The following is a 20601-nucleotide window of genomic DNA, read 5'->3' as shown; positions in this document are numbered from 1 at the left end:
AGCCCCGCTCTACCATGCCGGAGCGGGCAGTACCTGCTGCCCAGCGGGGCACGGCCCCGCTCTACCGGGATTATCTTCACGAGACCGCAATGCCGCGCCACATCCGCTCCGCCTGGTTGAAAACCCTTGCCACGCTCGCCGTGCTGCTGCTGGCTGCCGTGCTGCTGGGTGTGGCCACCGGGCATGTGTGGATGTGCATCGCGCTGGCTTCCATCGGCGCGCTGGCCTGGCATTACTGGCGGCTGCGCAAGGTGCTGCGCCGGCTCACCGCGCGCCAGCGCTGGGACATGAGCGCCGGCACCGGCGTGTGGAATGAACTGGACCGCCTGCTGTACCGCAACCAGTTGGAAATGCGCACGCGCAAGCGGCGCCTGCTGGACATGCTGCGCAGTTACCGCGCCGCCGCCGCCGCACTGCCCGATGCAGTGGTAGTGGTGGACCGCAACAGCCAGCGCGTGCAGTGGTTCAACGAAGCGGCAACGTCGCTGCTGGGGCTGCATCACCCGGGCGACCTGGGCGAGGCGCTGGTGGCGCGCCTGCAGCCGATGCCGCTGGCGCATTGGCTGGCCGGTGGCCGCAACGCCGAACCGATCCTGGACGTGGCCTCGCCGGTGGACCCGGCGATCCGCCTCAACCTGCGCCTCATTCCCTATTCGCCGGACTACTGGCTGCTGATCGCACGTGACGTCAGCAAGCTGCTGCGGCTGGAACAGGTGCGCCGCGACTTCGTGGCCAACGTGTCGCACGAACTGCGCACGCCACTGACCGTGGTGCACGGCTACCTGGACATGATGGAGCCCGAGGACTTCCCCGGTACCGGCCCGATGCTGGAAGAAATGCGCAAGCAATCGCAGCGCATGGCCCAGCTGGTCGAGGACCTGCTGACGCTGTCCCGGCTGGAGTCGCAGGACCACACCGAAGAAGAAACCGTGGCGATGGCCCCCATGCTGGCCACGCTGCGCCGCGAGGCCGAAGCGCACAGCCAGGGTCGCCACCAGATCAGCGTGATCGACAGCGCCGGGGTGGACCTGCAGGGCTCCAACAAGGAGCTGCACAGTGCGTTCTCCAACCTGGTCACCAACGCGGTGCGCTACACCCCCGCCGGTGGCCGTGTGGTGGTGGAGCTGGCACGCGAAGGCCAGGGCGTGGTGCTGGCGGTGCGCGATACCGGCTACGGCATCCCCGCCACCCACCTGCCCCGCCTCACCGAACGCTTCTACCGCGTGTCCAGCAGCCGCTCGCGCGAGAGCGGCGGTACCGGCCTGGGCCTGTCCATCGTCAAGCACATCCTGGGCCTGCACCACGCGCGCCTGGAGATCCAGAGCGAGGTCGGCAAGGGCAGCGTTTTCTCGTGCCACTTCGATGCCGACCACGTGCGTGAGCGCAGCGACGTGGCCTCCCTTACTTCAGCAGAAGACTCCTCCGCATGAGCACCCTCGTTCCCATCGCCGTGCCGGCGGACACCGACCCGCTGCGCGACCCGGCGCTGTACATCAACCGCGAGCTGTCGCAGCTGGACTTCAATTTCCGGGTGCTGGCCCAGGCCATGGACCCGCAGGTGCCGGTGCTGGAGCGGCTGCGCTTCATGTGCATCTCCTGCACCAACCTGGACGAGTTCTTCGAGATCCGCGCCGCGGCCGTACGCCACGCGCAGGAGTTCGGCCTGCCGCCGGCACCGGACGGCATGACGCCGCAGGCGATCCTCAACGCCATCCATGACCGCGCCGCGCAGCTGGTGGACCAGCAGTACCGCTGCTGGAACGAGACGCTGCGCCCGGCGCTGCACGACGCCGGCATCGACGTGCTGGGCCGGCATTCCTGGAACCATCGCCAGAAGCGCTGGCTGCGTGCCTACTTCCGCAACGAGATCATGCCGGTGCTGTCGCCGCTGGGCCTGGACCCGTCGCACCCGTTCCCGAAGATCCTCAACAAGTCGCTGAACATCGTGGTGGTGCTCAAGGGCACCGATGCGTTCGGCCGCGCCGGCCACCTGGCCATCGTGCGCGCGCCGCGCTCGTTGCCGCGCATCATCCAGCTGCCCGAATCGCTCGGCAGCACGCAGACCTACGTGTTCCTGTCCTCGGTGCTGTCCACGTTCGTCGGCGAGCTGTTCCCCGGCATGGAAGTCCAGGGGGCGTACCAGTTCCGCGTGACCCGCAACTCCGAGCTGGTGGTGGACGAGGAAGAAGTGGAGAACCTGGCGCTGGCGTTGCGCGACGAACTGGTCGACCGCGGCTACCGGCCGGCGGTACGCCTGGAAATCGCGCAGGATTGCCCGCGCGACATCGTGCGCACGCTGCTGCAGAACTTCGGTCTCACCGAGAACGCGGTCTACCGCATCGACGGCCCGGTCAATCTCAACCGCGTGATCCAGCTCTACGACCTGCTGGCCCGCCCGGAACTGAAGTACCCGCCGATGAATCCGCGCACGCTGCGCGACAGCGACGGCATCTTCGAGGTGGCCGCGCGCCGCGATGTGCTGCTGCACCACCCCTTCGATGCCTTCACCGCCGTGCTGGACCTGATCAAGCAGGCCGCGGTGGACCCGAACGTGCTGGCGATCAAGCAGACCCTGTACCGCACCGGCAAGGATTCGCTGATCGTGGATGCGCTGATCCTGGCCGCGCGCAACGGCAAGGACGTCACGGTCGTGGTGGAGCTGCGCGCGCGCTTCGACGAAGAGGCCAACCTGGGCCTGGCCGACCGCCTGCAGGAAGCCGGCGTGCAGGTGGTGTACGGCGTGGTGGGCTACAAGACCCACGCCAAGATGCTGCTGATCGTGCGCCGCGAGGGCCGCAAGCTGCGCCGCTACGTGCACCTGGGCACCGGCAACTACCACAGCGGCACGGCCCGCGCGTATACCGACCTGAGCCTGATCACCGCCGATGCGGACATCGGCAATGACGTGCACCTGCTGTTCCAGCAGCTGTCCGGCCTGGCCCCGCGCACCCGCCTGAAGCGCCTGCTGCAGTCCCCGTTCACCCTGCATGACGGATTGCTGCAGAAGATCGACCGCGAGATGCGCCTGGCCACCAACGGCCGCCCGGGCCGGATCATCGCCAAGATGAACGCCCTCAACGAACCGCAGGTGGTGCGCGCGCTGTACGCGGCCTCGCAGGCCGGCGTGCAGATCGACCTGATCGTGCGTGGTGCCTGCACGCTGCGCCCCGGCGTACCGGGCGTGTCGGACAACATCCGGGTGCGCTCGATCGTCGGGCGCTTCCTGGAACACAGCCGGGTGTACTGGTTCGGCAACGATGGTGCGGCCGAACTGTACTGCGCCAGTGCGGACTGGCTGGAGCGCAACCTGCTGCGCCGGGTCGAGACCTGTTTCCCGATCCTGGACCCGGAACTGGCGCGCAAGGTCTACCGCGACGTGCTGCAGAACTACCTGGACGACAACCTCAATGCCTGGGAGCTGCAGGCCGACGGCAACTACCGCAAGTGCGTACCGGCCCACGACGAACCACCGCATTCGGCGCAGATGGCGTTGATGCGGGGCCTGTAAGGACCTGCATCAACGCCATCTGTAGATCCCGACTGTTAGTCGGGATTCCTTGGGGCCTGTAAGGGCCCGCATCAACGCCATGGGTAGATCCGGCCGCTGGCCGGATGCCGTTGATGCGACCAACGGACGCATCATGTGAAGGCCGCGCGGTGACGGGCGGCCCCCCGCTTCGGCTACCATTCGGCCATGCCGCATACCTCCACGATTCCGCCCGCCCTGCAGGATGGCGACCTGCTCGCCGCCATCGACCTGGGTTCCAACAGTTTCCACATGGTCATTGCGCGTTACACGCTCGGGCAGCTGCGCGTTGTCGACCGTCTGCGCGAAACCGTGCGCATGGCCGACGGCCTGGATGGCAAGGGCGGCCTGTCGGCCGAGGCGCGCCAGCGCGCGCTGGAATGCCTGGCCCGCTTCGGCCAGCGCATCCGCGCCATTCCCCCGGTGCGGGTACGGGCCCTGGCCACCAACACCGTGCGCCAGCTGCGCTCGCCGCAGGCGTTCCTGATGCCGGCCGAGACCGCGCTGGGGCATGCCATCGAAGTGGTCAGCGGACGCGAGGAGGCGCGCCTGATCTACCTGGGCGTGGCCCATGCACAGCCGCCCAAGCCGGACCAGCGCCGGCTGGTGATCGACATCGGTGGCGGCTCCACCGAGTTCATCATCGGCCAGGGCATGCAGACGCTGGAACGCGAAAGCCTCCAGGCCGGCTGCATCGCCAGTACCCGCCGCTTCTTCCCGGGCGGCAAGCTGAGCCGGAAGCGCTGGAAGGATGCGCTGACCGAGATCGGCGCCGAGTTCCAGCAGTTCGCCACCAAGTACCGCATGCTGGGCTGGCATGAAGCGCTGGGCTCGTCGGGCACGCACAAGGCGATCAGCGAGATCTGCGCCAGCATGAAGCTGAGCAAGGGCGCGATCACCGCCGAGGCGTTGCCGCAACTGCGCGACGAGCTGCTCAAGGCCAAGCGCATCGAAGACATCGACCTGCCCGGGCTGTCGGCGGACCGCCGGCCGATCATCGCCGGCGGCATCCTGGTGCTGGAGGCGGCCTTCCAGGCGCTGGGGCTGCAGAAGCTGCTGGTGAGCAAGGCGGCCATGCGCGAGGGCATCCTGTACGACATCCTGGGACGCGCCAGCGAGAACGACCTGCGCGATGAGTCGGTGGAGGCGCTGACCCTGCGCTACGGCATCGATATCGCCCAGGCCACGCGGGTGGAACGCACGGCGATGAACCTGCTGGGCCAGGTCGAGGACAGCTGGACGCTGGACCCGGACGACGCCCGCATGCTGGGCTGGGCGGCACGCCTGCACGAGCTGGGGCTGATGATTGCCCATAGCGGCTACCACGTGCACGGCAGCTACGTGCTGGACAACTCCGACATCGCCGGCTTCTCGCGGCAGGAGCAGCAGCTGCTGGCCGCACTGGTGCGCAGCCACCGCCGCAATGTCTCCAAATCGGCGTTCGACGCGTTGCCCGAGCGCCTGCTGCTGCCGGCCCGGCGCATGGCAGCCCTGCTGCGGCTGGCGGTGCTGCTCAACCGGACCCACGAAGACGCGCCGATGCCGGCGCTGGAACTCAGCGCCGACGACACCCAGCTGGCCCTGATCCTGCCGCAGGCCTACATCGATGCCCGCCCGCTGCTGCGCGCCGACCTGATCGGCGAGACCGAGGGCATCGCCGGCCTCGGGATCCAGTTCCGCCCGTTCGTGGCCTGAGCCCCGCCCTGCGGGGCGCGGCGTTGATGGGGCGTCATGCGCCGGTCATGGCCATGTCATGGCCGCTACATCGCCAGCGCCCAGCATGCCTTCAAACCGGAGGCCCGCCATGCGCTATGCCATCGTCACCGAGACATACCCCCCCGAGGTCAACGGCGTCGCCCTGACCGTGCAGGGGTTGGAACTGGGTCTGCGCGCCGCCGGCCACCAGGTCGACCTGGTCCGCCCCCGCCAGGGCGAGGAGACCGACGCCGAGGGTGCTCTGCTGGTGCAGGGTGCCGGACTGCCCCGCTACCCCGGCCTGCGCTTCGGCCTGCCTGCCCCCAAGCGGCTGGCCCGGCAGTGGCAGCAGCACCGCCCGGATGCCATCTACATCGCCACCGAAGGTCCGCTGGGCTGGTCGGCGGTGCGCACCGCGCGGCGGCTCGGCATCCCGGTGGCCACCGGCTTCCACACCCGCTTCGACGAATACCTGCCCGACTACGGCGTGGCCTGGCTGCAGGCCGCCGCGCTGCGCTGGATGCGCCGCTTCCACAACCAGGCCGATGCGACCCTGGTGCCCACCCAGGAGCTGCAGCAGTTCCTCACCGGCCAGGGCTTCGACCGGGTGCGCCTGCTGGCGCGCGCGGTGGACAGCAGCCAGTTCGAACCGCAACGGCGCGACCCCGCGCTGCGTGAGGAATGGGGTATCGATGGCACCGGCTTCGCCGCCATCTACGTCGGTCGCATTGCGGCGGAAAAGAACCTGGCGCTGGCGGTAAAAGCGTTCCGGCGGCTGCAGCAGGTGCGGCCCAAGGCGCGCTTTGTCTGGGTCGGCGATGGTCCGGCGCGCGAGAAACTCGCCCATGAAAACCCGGACTTCATCTTCTGCGGCGTGCAGCGCGGCGACGCGCTGGCCCGCCATTTCGCCAGCGGCGACCTGTTCCTGTTCCCCAGCCGCAGCGAGACCTTCGGCAATGTCACGCTGGAAGCCATGGCCAGCGGGGTGACCACCGTAGCCTTTGATTACGGCGCAGCGCGCGAGCACCTGCGCACCGATGAAACCGGGGTAGCGGTGAACGATGACAACGCCTTCATCGAGGCGGCGGTGCGGCTGGCCGGCGACGATGCCGGGCGCGAACGGATGGGGCGCGATGCAGCGGTGGCGATGAAGCGCCTGCACCCGCAGCAGGTGGTGGCGGAGTTCGATGCGCTGCTGGCCGAGCTGGCACACGCGCGGAGGCCACATGCGGACCACGCCGCTTGATGCCCTGCGCGGGCGCGAGACCCGCTGGTGCCGGCGCGCCAACCACTACTGCCGGCACCGCCGCGTGCGCCGTGCCTTCGCCGTGGTCAGCCGGCTCGGTGACGGCGCGTTCTGGTATGCGCTGATGGGCGCGCTGGTGCTGGTGGACGGCTTCGACGGGCTGCGCGCGTCGCTGCACATGGCCGCTACCGGGCTGATGGCGCTGCTGCTCTACAAGGGCCTGAAGCGCTGGACGCGCCGGCCGCGCCCATATGCCGCCGACCTGCGCATCCGCGCGTGGGTGGCGCCGCTGGATGAATTCAGTTTCCCCTCCGGGCACACCCTGCACGCAGTGTCGTTCACGATTGTCGCGTTGGCCTACTACCCGTGGCTGGCGCCGATCCTGGTGCCCTTCACGGCCGCGGTGGGCGTATCCCGCGTGGTGCTGGGGCTGCATTACCCCAGCGATGTGCTGGCCGCCACGGCCATCGCCACCGCGCTGGCCGGCGCCAGCCTGCAGTGGTTGCCCTTGCCGGTGTGATGCGGGGTTCACGTGCGCAGGAACATGGCTTTGACACGCATGGCGTGTCACTACGACCCTTGGTCGCCCGATATTGGGGTCGCCCGAACCGCGTGTTCGCCTGGACCGTCGACGGAATACAATGGATGGCATGACCACGCTGTTCATCTCCGATCTGCACCTGGACCCGAGCCGTCCAGCCATTACCGACCTGTTCCTGGCATTCCTGCGCCGCGAGGCGATGCAGGCAGACGCGCTGTACATCCTGGGCGATCTGTTCGAAGCCTGGATCGGCGATGACACGCCCTCGCCCGCCGCCGATGCCGTCGCCGACGCCCTGAAGGCCGTGGCCGACGCCGGGGTCCCGGTGTTTTTCATCCGTGGCAACCGCGACTTCCTGGTCGGCGATGACTACGCGCGCCGCGCCGGGTTCCGCATCCTTCCCGATCCGAGCGTCATCGACCTGTACGGCACGCCTGTGCTGCTGCAGCACGGCGACCTGCTGTGCACCGACGACGTGGCTTACCAGCAGTTCCGCGCGCAGACCCGAGACCCGGTGTTCCAGGCGCAGTTCCTGGCGCAGCCGCTGGCCGCGCGCATCGCCTTCGCGCAGAAGGCACGCGATGCCAGCCAGGCCCGTCAGTCGGAAATGAAGCAGGGCGACCGCGCCACCTTCGAGACCGTCACCGATGTGGCCCCCGACGAGGTCACCGCCACGTTCGTGCGCTATGGCGTGGACACGATGATCCACGGCCACACCCACCGCCCGGCGATTCACGCGCTGCAGGCCGGCGGCCGCGCGTGCACGCGCATCGTGCTGGGCGACTGGTACGAACAGGGCTCGGTGCTGCGCGTCACCGCGCAGGGCTGGACGCTGGATTCGCTGGCGTAACGGCGCGTAGAGCGTACCGACCAACACGGACAGTGCGCGTCCCTACCGGTAGCACACGCAAGGAAGAGCGAAGCCCTTCCTTGCGTCGCTTGCCGACGGCCCGAAGGGTACCCGCCTTACGGCGGGCATACCATTGGTCGTGTGCCCCGGAAACCGTCAGCGGAACGCGGCAATCGCTGCCTTGGTGTTGACCAGCACGCGCTGGTTGTCGGCACTGGCCGCGATGCCCATCGGTACCCCGTTGTAGCTGATGTTGGGGTTGGACCAGAAGTTCAGGCGCGGGCAGCCGGCGGTGCAGTCATAGGCCATGATCGTGCGCCAGCGCGAGCCGGTCGCCGGCTGGTAGCGGTAGCCATGGCCATACGCGTACGGCGAGGTGCTGGAGTCGGTGGAGATGTCATGCCGCGCGCTCTGCAGATGACCGATCTCGTGTGCGAACGAGTAGTAGCCGGTGGCGCAGTCCCAGTACACCGCCGCAAACGCCGTCGATGCAGTGGACCCGATGCCGGACGCCAGGCCGCAGTAGCTTGCGTTGTTGATCAGCAGCACGGCCACGTCGGCCGCGGTGCTGTTGCGGGTGGTGTGGATGGCGTCCATGTAGCCGTCGCTGGTCGAGCGGAAGCGGGTCAGGTCGGTGGTGAAATTGCCCGATTCGGTATACGCGACCGCCTGGTAACCGGCCAGCTGCAGGGTGATGCCGACGTTGCTGTTGGTGTAGCCCTGGTTGGATTCCGCCACGGCCAGCTGTACCAGCGACTGCATGTTGCCGCCATAGGCGCTGACCGCCGCATTGGTGGCTACCACCAGCACACGGATGGTGGCCGGCGATCCCGACGAGGCGGCGGCGATGCCGGCGCGGTCGCTGACCGGCATCTCGATCTTCGGCAGCGCGTTGTAGTCCGCCGGGTGTTCGGCCGGCATGCGCGACTCGTCCACCTGCACCAGCACGTGGCGGCCGTCGCTGAGCGGGCGCAGCCGATACAGCGTGCCGTCCTTGCGGATCGACCCGGTGACCGTGCCGCCGGACTGGACCAGGATCACCGAATTGCCCGGATCCTGCGCGCCGGTCTGGCGAGTCAACTTGGACCCCGCGTTCTGCAGGCTGCCGTACCAGATGCTGCCGCCATCAGGCAGGCTTTCCACGCGCTGCTGCAGCGCCTGTACCGGCGTGCCGAGCAGTTCGAACTCCAGTTGCCGCTGGCCAGCCACTACGGCGGCGGCGTCAACGCGGACTTCCTGCACGGCGGCCGTGGACGGTGCCGACAGCACGGCCTGCGCGGCCGGCTGGCTGGCCGCACTGGCGCGGCTCAGGACCGTTACCGGTTCGAACAGGGGCGCGGCGGCGGCCGTACCCACGGCGGCCAGGAACAACGTGATCGCACCTGCGGTCTTGCTCATCGAACTGGACATCATGTCGCCTCTCTTTGAGTGAACAACGGAAGTGAACGTGTTCGCCCTACTGCCCCTCTCACCAGGCAGCACCATCTGGCGCCAATTGATCGCGTGAATTCAATAGACGCTCCCGATCAAATGTCGGAACTGTGACCCGCAACCGCAGCCGTTCAGCTACGTCGCGCCGGGGTCGGTTTCGCGCTACCTTGAAGGCGCATCGACAGGGGACCCGAGGCCATGGCAGGGCAGCTCACTCCGACCACCACAGCGCCGGTGACGCTGCAGATCGGCCTGTTTTTCGACGGCACGCGCAACAACGCCGACAATCTGATGCACGCCTCGCACCCACCCGGCAGTACCACCCCGGCACCCCGCCCACCGGCGCCGGCGGTGCTGGCCGACGACGCCTCGCCCTACCAGAGCCGCCTGACCAGCAGTTACAGCAACGGCCTCACCAACATTGCGCGCCTGCATGCGCTCTACCCCGACCACCGGCAGCAGGTGCCTGACCCGTCCGGGCCGCTCTCGCTGGCGATCTACATCGAAGGTGCCGGTACCCGCACCGGCGAGGACGACGACCTGATGGGCCTGGCCTTCGGCATCGGCCGCACCGGCGTGAAAGCCAAGGTACGTCGGGCGCTGGACGAGCGCCTGCCCGACGCGCTGCGCGCACTGTCGCGGCAGTTTCCGCAGCGGGTGCTGGCGCAGGTGCGGCTGGATCTGTTCGGCTACTCGCGCGGCGCGGCATCGGCGCGCGATGCGGTCAACCGGCTCAACCGCGCCGATGGCCGCGCCTGGCTGCAGGAGCAGCTGCGCCGCACCGGCTGGCAGCTCGGCGCTGCGCTGGGCACGCGACCGGTACGCATGGTCGGGTTGTTGGACACCGTGGTGGCGATCAGTCCGCGGCAACACGACGAACTGCCCCAGGTGGCACTGGCCGCCGGCTGCGCCGACAAGGTGCTGCAGCTGGTCGCCCGTGATGAACACCGCCACTACTTTCCGCTGACCACGGTGGCACCCACGCACGACGAGATCGCCCTGCCCGGCGTGCACGCCAACATCGGTGGCGGCTACGACCAGCGCATCGAGGGCCCGAAGCTGCTGACACGTCCCATCGGCCAGCGCCTCCGTGCGCACGCAGTGCCCGACACCACGGCACCGCCGTTGGCGCTGCTGCGTGCCACCCAGGTGTACGCCCGCGCGCAGGCCGAGTGCCGGCGGTGGCAGGCCGCGCTTGGGCTGGGCGAGGACAATGTCTGGGTCGATGTATGGCACCGCTGGCAGCAGGTGCGCATTGCCGGCAGTGACAGCGTGCTGCCGCAGTGGGTGCTGTACGCGCATGCCGCCGTGGTGCTGAAGCGCGACATCGACTGGCGCTACCAGCTGGTGGCGCTGCGGATCCTGCACCAGCGTGCGGCGGCCGAGGGTGTGGTGTGGGCGCGGGCGCCGGACGATGATCCGGCGATGGCATTGCCGCCGGACCTGCAATCGATCGCCGCGCGCCTGGTGTCGGGCCAGGCTCTCGATGCATCGCAGGAATTACTGCTGCGCCGGCGCTACCTCATGCAATCAGCACATTGGAATTTCGACGCGCTGGGCGATACCGCGTTGTTGTACGCGGCCGACGAAGCCACACGCGAATTGCCGTATCGGCCGGGCCCGGGGTTGTTTTACATCAACCGGCCTACGGAAGACGGCAAACGCGTGGTGTTGCGCAACGCGTAATGCGTCGCGGTTTCCGTCATGAACCCGCCGCAAGCACGTAAAAACGCGTAGTGCCACGCCATGCGTGGCAACCGCGCAGCGCGCGGCACAAGCGTCCGAAACCGAACCATTCCCGCGTCGATCTTCCGTCCGGCGTTTTGACCATCCGAAGCCGTGTGTCAGGCGTTCATGGCGCCGGAGCGAAGCGCAGCCACGCAGGGCGTGGCTCTACGAGTCATCGGCCTGATGCAGTACGACCCGCCTGCTCGATCAGTTCCGCCAGCTCTTCCTGCTCGAAGCCGGCCAGCAGGCGCGCCTCCAGGTTGAACGGGCCATACAGGAAGCCGTTGGCGTATTCCTTCAGCAGCGCCATGAAGCATGCACGCGGTTCCACCCCGGCGCGTTCGCAATACCACCGGTACCAGCGCGTGCCCGCCGCCACATGCGCCACCTCCTCGCGCAGGATGATCTCCAGCACGTCAGCAGTGGCATGGTCGTTGGCCGACCGCAGCTTGTTGATCATGCCCGGCGTTACATCCAGCCCGCGCGCCTCGAGCACGCGTGGCACCAGCGCCATGCGCGACAACCCGTCGTGCGCCGTCTTCTCGCACATCTCCCACAGCCCGTTGTGCGCCGCGAAATCGCCGTAGGCATGGCCATGCGCCTGCAGCCGCGCGTGCAGCAGCTGGAAGTGCCGCGACTCGTCGTCGGCCACGCTGACCCAATCGGCATGGAACGACCCCGGCAGCCCGCGGAAGCGGTACACCGCATCCCAGGCCAGGTCGATGGCGTTGAGTTCGATATGCGCGATGGCGTGGATGAACGCGGCGCGCCCTTCTGCATTGCCCAATGCACGACGGGGCACATCGCGCGGGTGCACCAGCTGCAGCTGCGGTGGCCGGCCCGGCATGCGGATCGGCTCCGGCGGCGGTGCATCCGCCCGCACCTTCAACTGCCCCGCGCGGAACTGCGCCGCGTACTGCTGGGTGAGCGCCGCCTTGCGCAGCGGATCGGCTTCGGCCATGCACTGCTGCGCGGCGCGCAACAGGTCACCGGCCGCATCGTCCAGCGGCAGCTGCGCGCTCACCCGCCGTGCCTCAGGCGCGACGCTTGTGCTTGGCGTCGTCCGAACGCAACTGCTGGATGCGCTCGAAGTAGCCCGGCTCGATGCCCGTCGGGTACACACCGTTGAAGCACGACGAATCGAACGACTTCAGCTCCGGGTTGCCCTCGCGCACCGCCGCTTCCATGTCTTCGATGTCCTGGTAGATCAACCAGTCGCAGCCCAGGTGCGCCTCGATCTCTTCCACGCTGCGGTTATGCGCGACCAGCTCTTCGGCGGCCGGCATGTCGATACCGTAGATGTTCGGGTAGCGGACCGGTGGCGCGGCGCTGGCCAGGTACACCTTGCGCGCACCGGCGTCGCGCGCCATCTGCACGATCTGCTGGCTGGTGGTGCCGCGCACGATCGAATCGTCGACCAGCAGCACCACGCGGTTGCGGAACTCCAGGTGGATCGGATTGAGCTTGCGGCGCACCGACTTCACCCGCTCACCCTGCCCCGGCATGATGAAGGTACGGCCGATGTAGCGGTTCTTGATGAAGCCTTCGCGGTACTTCACCCCGAGCACATTGGAGATTTCCAGCGCGGCATCGCGCGAGGTATCCGGGATCGGGATGATGGTGTCGATGTCGTGGTCGGGGCGCAGGCGCAGTATCTTCTCGCCCAGCTTGATGCCCATGCGCATGCGCGCCTTGTGTACCGACACGTTGTCGATCATCGAATCGGGGCGCGCGAAATACACGTACTCGAAGATGCACGGGCTGTGCTCGACCGGCTCGGCGCACACGTCGGAGAACAGCTCGCCGCGCGCCGTGATGACCAGCGCCTCGCCCGGGCGCACGTCGCGCACGCGCTGGAAGCCCAGCACGTCCAGTGCAGCCGATTCGGAGGCCACGATGTACTCGTCGCCTTCGGCGTGGGCACGCTTGCCCAGCACCAGCGGACGGATGCCGTGCGGATCGCGGAAGGCGACCAGGCCCAGGCCCAGCACCACGCTGATCACCGCATAGCCGCCCTTGACGCGGCGGTGCACAGCGGCCACGGCACGGATCGCCGCTTCCGGGGTCAGCTGGCGCTGCGCATCGAGTTCGAAGGCGAACACGTTCAACAGCACTTCGCTGTCTGAATCGGTGTTGACGTTGCGGCGGTCCTGTTCGAACACCTGCTGGCGCAGCGCTTCGGTATTGATGAGGTTGCCGTTGTGGGCCAGCGCGATGCCGTACGGGGAGTTCACGTAGAACGGCTGCGCCTCGTCCATGCCTTCCGAACCGGCGGTCGGGTAGCGCACGTGCGCGATGCCGACGCGGCCTTCCAGCGTGGACATCCGCTTGGCATCGAACACATCGCGGACCAGCCCGTTGGCCTTCTGCACGCGCAGGCGCGTGCCGTCGGCGGTGGCGATGCCTGCCGCGTCCTGGCCGCGATGCTGGAGGACGGTCAGGCCGTCATACAACTGCCCGGCGACGTTCTGGTTGCCGACGATTCCGACGATGCCACACATGGTGCGAATCTCCGCTGGGCTGGGCCCGTTTACTGTGAAGGTGGCCGTGCCTGGCCGGGGGAACCGTTCCGTGCCGGAGCGGTGTCGTCCGGGCGCACGAGCGCCGGGTCGATGTTCTGGGGGGAGCGTTGTCCGGTGCCTTGCGCCCACACGTCGGCGGGGTCCACCGCCTGCTGCGGGGTCTCATCCAGCGGTCGCGGCCATCCGCGTCCACCCAGCAACTGGCCAAGAACGCCATTATCGCCTGTCCGGCCCGGCTTGCCCAACTCCGTGCCCGGCAGTTGCGCCATGTTCACCTCGGGCAGCGCCGCCGGCATGCCCTGCAGGCTGGGCATCTGCTTCAGGTCCGGCATCTGCGGCAGGTCGGGCATGCGCGGCATCTTGGCCTGCATCCAGCCCACGCCGGGGTCCAGCAGGGCGCGCAGGTGCGAGTCGCGCCAGGTCGCCTCACGGGTCACCGGGGTGTAGGACGCCAGCAGCAACAGGGCGCAGCCGATCAGGCCACCGCGGGCCAGGCCCAGGCCGCCGCCCAGTACCCGGTCGGCGCTGTTCATGCTGGTGGAACGCACCGCCTGGCGGATCACCAGGCCCACCGCCCACACCGACACCATCACCAGCAGGAACACGGTGAGGTACCCGGCGAAGAAATGCCCGGTCCCGGGCGCGGCCGGCGCCGACCACCAGCCGGCGGCGCTGCGCCCGAACATCAGCGCGGCCCAGCCCCCCAGCAGCCAGGAAAAGGTGCTGATGACGATACTGACAAAACCGCGCATCACCCCGAGCAGGGTCGAGATGCCGATGACCGCAAGCAGCATGAAATCGATCATGCGCGCCCCTCAGGGGACCGTCCGGCCACGCGGTGCGGGCGCAGGGACCGCATCAGGGATGCGGCCGGACCATGCCGGCCACGCCGACCTTGGACGCAACCTGGGCCTTGAGGTTCTCCGCCTCGGCTCGATTGGCGACCGGGCCGACGCGCACGCGGTTGAGCGTGCCCTTGTCGGTGCGTACCTGCTCCACGAATGCGCTGAACCCGGCCGCGCGGACCTTGTCGCGCAGCGCGTTGGCCTCGGCGGCCTGGCCGAACGCGCCGAGCTGGACGGCGAAACCGACACTGCTGGCGGCCGGCGCGGCCGGCACGTCGACCGGCTTGGCGGCGGTGGCCGGGGCCGGCTTGGGTTCGGGCTTCGGTTCGGGCTTCGGTGCGTCCGGCTTCGGCGCCGGCTTGGCGGCTGCCACGGGTTCAGGCGGCAGTGCTTCGGTCTTCACCGGAGCGGCAGCCGATGCGGCGCTGGCGCTGGAGGCGGCCGGCGTCGGGGTGCTGGCGGAGGCCGGCGTGGGCGCGGCGGCCACGGCGCTGTCGGCACGCGCGTCCAGGGTCACCACTTCGGCCTTGACGTCGTTGCGCACCTTCACCGCTTCGAGGCGGGCGGCTTCGGCCTGGGCGCGGTCGGCATACGGCCCCACGCGCACGCGCCAGGCCTGGCGGCCATTGATCGTGGCCGACTCGCTGAAGCCGGGCAGCTGGGCCTTTTTCAGGAAGGCAATCACCGCATTGGCGTCGGCCTGGCTGGCGTACGCGCCAAAGCTCACGGCGTAATTGCCGGCCGCCACGGCGGGTGAGGCATCGGCAGCGGCCGGTTCGGTGGGCGCGGCCGCATCCTGCAGCGGCTGGGTGCTGGATACACCGCTCTGCAGGCCGGTGGCGCCGCCGGTGGGCGCAACCAGCGGCAGCTCACGGGTCTGGAACTGGCCGTCGGCCGGTGCGTCAGGTGCGGTGATCGGCACATTGGCCACGCCGCTGTCGGGGGCAGGACCCTTGACCAGCATGGGCAGGAAAATCACGGCCAACGCCACCAGGACGATGGCACCAATCAGTCGCTGTTTCAGAGGAGTATCCACGGAAGGCAGGCAGGGCGGCGCGGCGGAATGCCACGGCGATTATACGGGCGTGCGCGTGTACCGCGTCGAAGGCGGCTGAACGATGCAGTGCATGAGCCGCATCAGCGGGCGTGATCCAGCCACTGCAACGCCTGCGCGGCGGTGTGGAAGGAGCCGAACACCAGTACACGGTCGCCGCCGTGCGCGGCGGCCAGCGCCTGCTGCAGCGCGGTTTCGACGTCCACGTGCGTGACGGCGTCGGCCGCGGCAGTCCCGGCCAGGCGCGACTGCAATGCCGCCGCGCTCTGTGCGCGCGCACCGTCCAGCCCGGCCAGATGCCAGGCATCGACGCGTTCGGCTAGGGCGTCGACCACGCCAACGGCATCCTTGTCCTGCAGGGCGGCGAAAACGGCCAGGGTACGTCCGGGCACCGGTGCGGCCTTCAACGCCGCCGCCAGTTCACGCGCCGCCTGCGGGTTGTGGCCCACATCGACCAGCACTTCCACGCCATCACGATCGAACGCCTGCAGGCGGCCACGGATGCGCGCCTGGGCCACACCGTCGACGATGGCGGCACGCGGCAACGGCGCATCCAGCGCGCGCAGCGCGGCAATCGCCGAGGCGGCATTGCGCAGCTGGATGGGGCCGCGCAGGGCCGGCATCGGCAGTTCGATGCTGAACCCCACGTCGCGCCAGCGCCAGCGCTCCGCGTCGACGGTATCGGCGAAGAAATCACTGCCGCCGCGGATGGCGTTTGCACCGAGGAGATACGCACGTGCCAGCACGCTGGACGGCGGATCGGTCTCGCCCAGGATCACCGGCTTCCAGCCGCGGATGATGCCGGCTTTCTCCGCGCCGATTGCTTCGCGGTCGTCGCCCAGCCAGTCGCTGTGGTCGATGTCCACGGTGGTGATCACCGCCACGTCGGCATCGACGATGTTGACCGCGTCCAGGCGCCCGCCCAGCCCGACTTCGAGTACGGCCAGGTCCAACCCGGCGTGCGCGAACAGGTGCAGCGCGGCCAGCGTGCCGTACTCGAAATAGGTGAGCGTGGTGCTGCCGCGCGCGTCTTCGATGGCGTTGAACGCGGCGATGAGGGCATCGTCCGAGGCGTCCTCACCGTCGATGCGCACGCGCTCGTTGTAGCGCAGCAGGTGTGGCGAGGTATACGCGCCGACTTTCCAGCCGGCCGCACGTGCGATCGACTCGATGAAGGCAACCGTGGAACCCTTGCCGTTGGTGCCGCCCACCACGAGGGTGTGCGGCGCGGGTTGCCCCAGGCCCAGTGCCGTGGCGACCGCACGCACGCGGTCCAGCCCCATGTCGATGGTGGCGGGATGCTGCTGCTCGATGTAGGTAAGCCAGTCGGCCAGTGCGTGCGGGCGGGTATTCGTCATGACAATAAATCGTGCTGATGGCGGAACAATGAAACGAGATGGAAGCCGACTGGTAGAGCCGACTGGTAGAGCCGACTGTTAGTCGGCTGCACCCAACCTACAACGCCCGATGCTTGGCCTCACCAAAGAACGGCGTGTGATGGGCACAATCATTCAGGCGCACCACTTCCAGGCTGTCCAGGTCGGCGCCTTCCAGCAGGTTGAGCGTGGTCGGCGCCTGGCGGAAGGTCCACAGACGCGACAGCGGCAGGCCCAGGATGCGGCACAGGATCACCCGGTTGACCGCGTCATGGGCGACCACGAGCAGCGTGTCGTGTTCACCCAGACCTTCGGTGGCGCGGGCCAGGCCACGCCAGCTGCGGTCCAGCACCAGGCGCAGCGATTCACCGCCGGGCATCAGCACGGTATCGGGTTCCTCGCGCCAGGCCTGCAGGCGGGACGGGTCTTTTTCGTTGATCTCGCTGGCCAGCAGGCCTTCCCACTCGCCGTGGGCGATTTCCTGCAGTTCCGGTTCGGTCAGCAGCATGGGAGCGCGCTCGGCGCCAAGCGCCAGCTGCGCGGTGTATTGAGCGCGTACCAGCGGCGAGGCCACGGCACGGGTGATATCCACCGACTTCAGGCGCTCGCCCAAGGCCTGGGCCTGGGCAACGCCGATCGGGGACAACGGGATATCGATCTGGCCCTGGTAACGGCCTTCGGCATTCCACGGGGTTTCGCCGTGACGGGCAAGCAGGATGCGCATGCGAACTAGAGGTCCTTGGGGAAGAGGAAGACAGTCGCAATCGTTCACATGATGTGAATGATCGGGGGGAACGGCCATCATACCTTGCCAAACAAACGGTTCTTCTCCCATCTGAGTGGAGCGTCTCATTCCGAGGGACTTGGACGCTTTGGCGTACCGTCTTCGATCGGGTCTGCCGCGAGCGTTCAGGGCCCCGCCGCGGCCGGCAGGCCCCTATGCAAATGTCCCCCGGTGTCGGCCTGCGCCGCCCCCTCCTCCTTTACTTTGCCAGGGACCTGCCGGCCGCGACGGGGCTCGGCTTGCGGCGCGCGATGGAAAAGCGGAAGTCAGGGTGCAACGCCGGTGGGTCGAGTGCCGGGTCGCCTTGCCCTTGTAGGCGAAGTAAAGGAGGAGGGGGCGGCCGCAGGCCGACGCCGGGGGACATTCGCCGGAAAGGGTAAGGCGGCCCGGCGCTCGATCCACCGGCAGCCGCGGTTGAGAAACATTCGCCGGCAAGGGTATGGCGGCACTGCGCTCGACCCACCGGCAGCCGCGTCTACTGCAGCGCGCGCCCTCCCAGCAGATGAAAGAACAGCCAGACAAAAAACCCCGCGGCGAAGCCGCGGGGTTGCTTTAACCGGTGTAACAACCAACGGTATGCCCACCGTGGGTGGGCACCCTTCGGGCCGTCGACGAGCGACGTCAGGAACGGCTACGCCGTCCCTTGCGTTACTTACCCGTGAGGTTCAGTTCCTTGAGCAGCTGCGGAGCCGGCGCCACTTCCTGCATGATCCACTGCATGTAGCGGCTGTCCACCGCGATCATGCGGGTCATCACCGGGTCGAACACCCAGTTGGAGCTGACCGATTCCCAATTGCCATCGAAGGCCAGACCGACCAGCTTGCCGTGCGCGTCCAGCACCGGCGAACCGGAGTTGCCGCCGGTGATGTCCAGGTTGGACAGGAAGTTGACCGGCACCGAACCTACCCGCTTGTCTTCCAGACCACCGTAACGCTTGGCCTTGACCGCATCGAGCAGGGCCTTGGGCGAATCGAACGGATCGGCGCCGGTTTCCTTGGCCACGATGCCTTCCAGCGTGGTGAACGGGGTGTACGCCACGCCATCCTTGGGCGCATAGCCCATCACGTTGCCGAAGGTGATGCGCAGCGACAGGTTGGCGTCCGGATAGACGAACTCGCCCTTGCTCTTCTTGTAATCGGCCAGCGCCTGCAGGTACGCAGGACGGGCCAGCAGCGATTCGCCTTCGCGGGTCTTCTTCTGCTCTTCCTGCTTCAGCAGCGCCGGCATCATTGCCACGGCGTACTGGATGACCGGATCGGTGCTGGCCTCGAAGGCGGCGCGGTCGGCCTTGAACCAGGTCAGGCGTTCGTCAAGGCTGCCGAGCCGGGTGCCGGACAGCTTGGCGACCAGGCCGTCCACGGCGCCGGCATCGCTGCCTGCCAGCCACTGGTTCAGCACCTCGTTGGAGCGCTGCGCCGGCGGCAGCGCCACGTACTGGTTCAACCAGTACTGCTGCAGTTGCCGGTCCATGCCTGCCACGTAGCGGCGGTCCATCTGGCGCAGGCTGCCTTCAATGGTGGGCAGGTCGCGTTCCTGATAGCCGGCCTCGCGTTCGGCATCGGGCTTGGCGCGCTCGATGGACAGGCGGTACAGCGACAGCGCCGCCCCCACGGCCGAGGTGGCGTTGAACTGGCTCACGAACAGGTCGCGCTCGCGCGTCGCCTTGCTGGTGTCCAGGTGTTTGATCAGCTGCGCATGCGCGGCCAATGCCGGTTTGCCGGCGGCGCCCTGCTGCTTCAGCCAGGCCAGCACGGCGGCTTCCTCGGCCTGCTTCTGACCGGCGGCGTCGATGCGCTTGAAGCCTTCCAGCTGGCCGGCGTAGTTCTTGGCCACGTTGTTCATGCTGGCGGCGGTGGCGGCGTACTTCACCTTGACGTCCGCATCGGCCTTGCCGGCCTTGTCGATCAGCGCCAGCACCGCGTTGTAGTGGCGGGCGATGGTCGGGTAGGTCCAGTCGGCGGTTTCGTTGAACTCGCCGGCGAGCGCATAGCGGTTGGTACGGCCCGGGTAGCCGGCCACCATCACGAAGTCGTCGGCGCCCAGCGGCTGGTCGGCGAACGTCAGGAAGTGCTTGGGCTGGTAAGGCACGTTCTCGGCCGAGAACGCGGCCGGCTTGCCGTCCTTGCCCACGTAGGCACGGTAGAACGAGAAGTCACCGGTGTGGCGCGGCCACATCCAGTTGTCGACGTCGCCGCCGAACTTGCCCACGCTGCCCGGGGGGGCGTAGACCAGGCGCACGTCCTTGATTTCCATATTGCGGAACAGGCGGTAGGTATTGCCGCCGGAGAAGCTGTACAGGCGGCAGCGGAAGCCGGCGTCGGCTTCACAGGCGGCGGTCTGGGCCTTGTCGAAGGCGTCCAGCGCGCGGGTGCGGGCCAGCGGGTCCTTGCCGGCGGCGGCGATGGCGGCTTTGGCCTGGTCGGTGACGTCGGTGATCTGGTCCAGCACGAACACGCGGGCATTGGGGCCGGCGCTCAGCTCGTCCTTCAGGGTCGGCGCATTGAAGCCGTCCTTGATCAGGTTCTTCTCGGCCGTCGAATTCAGCTGGATCGCACCGTAGGCACAATGATGGTTGGTGACCACCAGGCCCTGCGGCGACACGAAGCTGGCGGTGCACCCGCCCAGCGCCACCACCGCGCCCATCGGATCGCCGGTCAGGTTCGAGATCTGTTCCGGGGACAGCTTCAGGCCCGCCTGCTTGAGCGGCCCGGCGATTTCCGGCAGCTGTTGCGGCACCCACATGCCTTCAGCGGCATGGGCGGCCTGGACCAGCCCAAGGCTGGCGACGACGGAGAAAGCGAGCAGGTTCGAGCGCATGGGCGGCCCCGGAATAGAGAACCGCCGATTGTATCCGGCTCCCCCACCCGCCCTGTCGGCCAAAAGTCATGGCAAAAAGGGCCGGCTCCCAATGGGCCCTTGATGAAACACACCTCGACCCCCGTTGCGCACGTAACCATTCCTAGCGACACGCCGCGCGTGTCCGCCGCGCGCCGCGCGGCGCAA

Annotated in this window: 15 protein-coding genes; 7 read left to right on the top strand and 8 right to left on the bottom strand. The window is 68.2% G+C overall.

The features are described from left to right. The first annotated feature begins 89 nt into the window (after window positions 1-89). From phoR to lpxH, 6 genes are all read left to right on the top strand, one after another. Complete coding sequence (gene phoR, locus AC3ITN_RS04505) at window positions 90-1430, top strand: phosphate regulon sensor histidine kinase PhoR (protein WP_313348525.1); 1341 nt, start codon at window positions 90-92, stop codon at window positions 1428-1430. Next, window positions 1427-3508 carry a polyphosphate kinase 1 gene (gene ppk1, locus AC3ITN_RS04500; protein WP_313348526.1) on the top strand — a complete coding sequence of 694 codons (2082 nt, stop codon included), beginning with the start codon at window positions 1427-1429 and terminating at the stop codon, window positions 3506-3508. Before phoR ends, ppk1 begins: the two co-directional genes overlap by 4 nt. A gap of 186 nt (window positions 3509-3694) precedes the next feature. After that, window positions 3695-5221, top strand: a complete 1527-nt coding sequence (gene ppx / locus AC3ITN_RS04495; protein ID WP_313348529.1) for an exopolyphosphatase — start codon at window positions 3695-3697, stop codon at window positions 5219-5221. Window positions 5222-5330: 109 nt separating this feature from the next. Then, window positions 5331-6467: a glycosyltransferase family 4 protein gene (locus tag AC3ITN_RS04490; RefSeq protein ID WP_489392181.1), complete on the top strand. Its 1137-nt coding sequence runs from the start codon at window positions 5331-5333 to the stop codon at window positions 6465-6467. Beyond that, window positions 6448-6987 (top strand): phosphatase PAP2 family protein, encoded by a 540-nt coding sequence (locus AC3ITN_RS04485; RefSeq protein WP_313348533.1) that lies wholly within the window; start codon window positions 6448-6450, stop codon window positions 6985-6987. The genes AC3ITN_RS04490 and AC3ITN_RS04485 overlap by 20 nt, the downstream gene beginning before the upstream one ends. Before the next feature lie 130 nt (window positions 6988-7117). Continuing rightward, a complete protein-coding gene (lpxH, locus tag AC3ITN_RS04480) occupies window positions 7118-7858 on the top strand; it encodes a UDP-2,3-diacylglucosamine diphosphatase (protein WP_489392180.1) in 741 nt (246 codons plus the stop codon). A gap of 156 nt (window positions 7859-8014) precedes the next feature. Here lpxH and AC3ITN_RS04475 read toward each other — a convergent pair whose 3' ends face one another. Beyond that, complete coding sequence (locus tag AC3ITN_RS04475; RefSeq protein ID WP_313348537.1) at window positions 8015-9271, bottom strand: zinc-dependent metalloprotease; 1257 nt, start codon at window positions 9269-9271, stop codon at window positions 8015-8017. A 216-nt stretch (window positions 9272-9487) separates the two neighbouring features. On the opposite strand from AC3ITN_RS04475, the gene AC3ITN_RS04470 reads away from it, so the two are divergent. Beyond that, window positions 9488-10975: a T6SS phospholipase effector Tle1-like catalytic domain-containing protein gene (locus tag AC3ITN_RS04470; RefSeq protein ID WP_489392179.1), complete on the top strand. Its 1488-nt coding sequence runs from the start codon at window positions 9488-9490 to the stop codon at window positions 10973-10975. A gap of 214 nt (window positions 10976-11189) precedes the next feature. Here AC3ITN_RS04470 and AC3ITN_RS04465 read toward each other — a convergent pair whose 3' ends face one another. The 7 genes from AC3ITN_RS04465 to AC3ITN_RS04435 all read right to left on the bottom strand — a co-directional run bounded on the left by AC3ITN_RS04465 (window position 11190) and on the right by AC3ITN_RS04435 (window position 20415). Continuing rightward, a complete protein-coding gene (locus tag AC3ITN_RS04465; protein ID WP_489392870.1) occupies window positions 11190-11978 on the bottom strand; it encodes a ferritin-like domain-containing protein in 789 nt (262 codons plus the stop codon). A 73-nt stretch (window positions 11979-12051) separates the two neighbouring features. Continuing rightward, on the bottom strand, window positions 12052-13518 hold the full coding sequence (purF, locus tag AC3ITN_RS04460) for an amidophosphoribosyltransferase (RefSeq protein WP_313348540.1): 1467 nt from the start codon (window positions 13516-13518) through the stop codon (window positions 12052-12054). 29 nt (window positions 13519-13547) lie between these two features. Next, complete coding sequence (locus AC3ITN_RS04455) at window positions 13548-14345, bottom strand: CvpA family protein (RefSeq protein WP_489392178.1); 798 nt, start codon at window positions 14343-14345, stop codon at window positions 13548-13550. A 52-nt stretch (window positions 14346-14397) separates the two neighbouring features. Beyond that, window positions 14398-15420 (bottom strand): SPOR domain-containing protein, encoded by a 1023-nt coding sequence (locus tag AC3ITN_RS04450; RefSeq protein ID WP_489392177.1) that lies wholly within the window; start codon window positions 15418-15420, stop codon window positions 14398-14400. A 101-nt stretch (window positions 15421-15521) separates the two neighbouring features. After that, window positions 15522-16796, bottom strand: coding sequence for a bifunctional tetrahydrofolate synthase/dihydrofolate synthase (folC, locus tag AC3ITN_RS04445; RefSeq protein ID WP_489392176.1), 1275 nt, complete (start codon window positions 16794-16796; stop codon window positions 15522-15524). 97 nt (window positions 16797-16893) lie between these two features. Then, entirely contained in the window at window positions 16894-17538 is a 645-nt protein-coding gene (locus tag AC3ITN_RS04440) for a histidine phosphatase family protein (protein WP_489392175.1), read from the bottom strand. Window positions 17539-18246: 708 nt separating this feature from the next. After that, window positions 18247-20415 (bottom strand): S46 family peptidase, encoded by a 2169-nt coding sequence (locus AC3ITN_RS04435; protein WP_489392174.1) that lies wholly within the window; start codon window positions 20413-20415, stop codon window positions 18247-18249. Window positions 20416-20601: the final 186 nt, after the last annotated feature.

The organism is Stenotrophomonas sp. KH_036_B (assembly GCF_057839485.1).
Note: the sequence above shows the minus strand (reverse complement) of the source record. Positions and strands in the feature narration are given on the sequence as shown.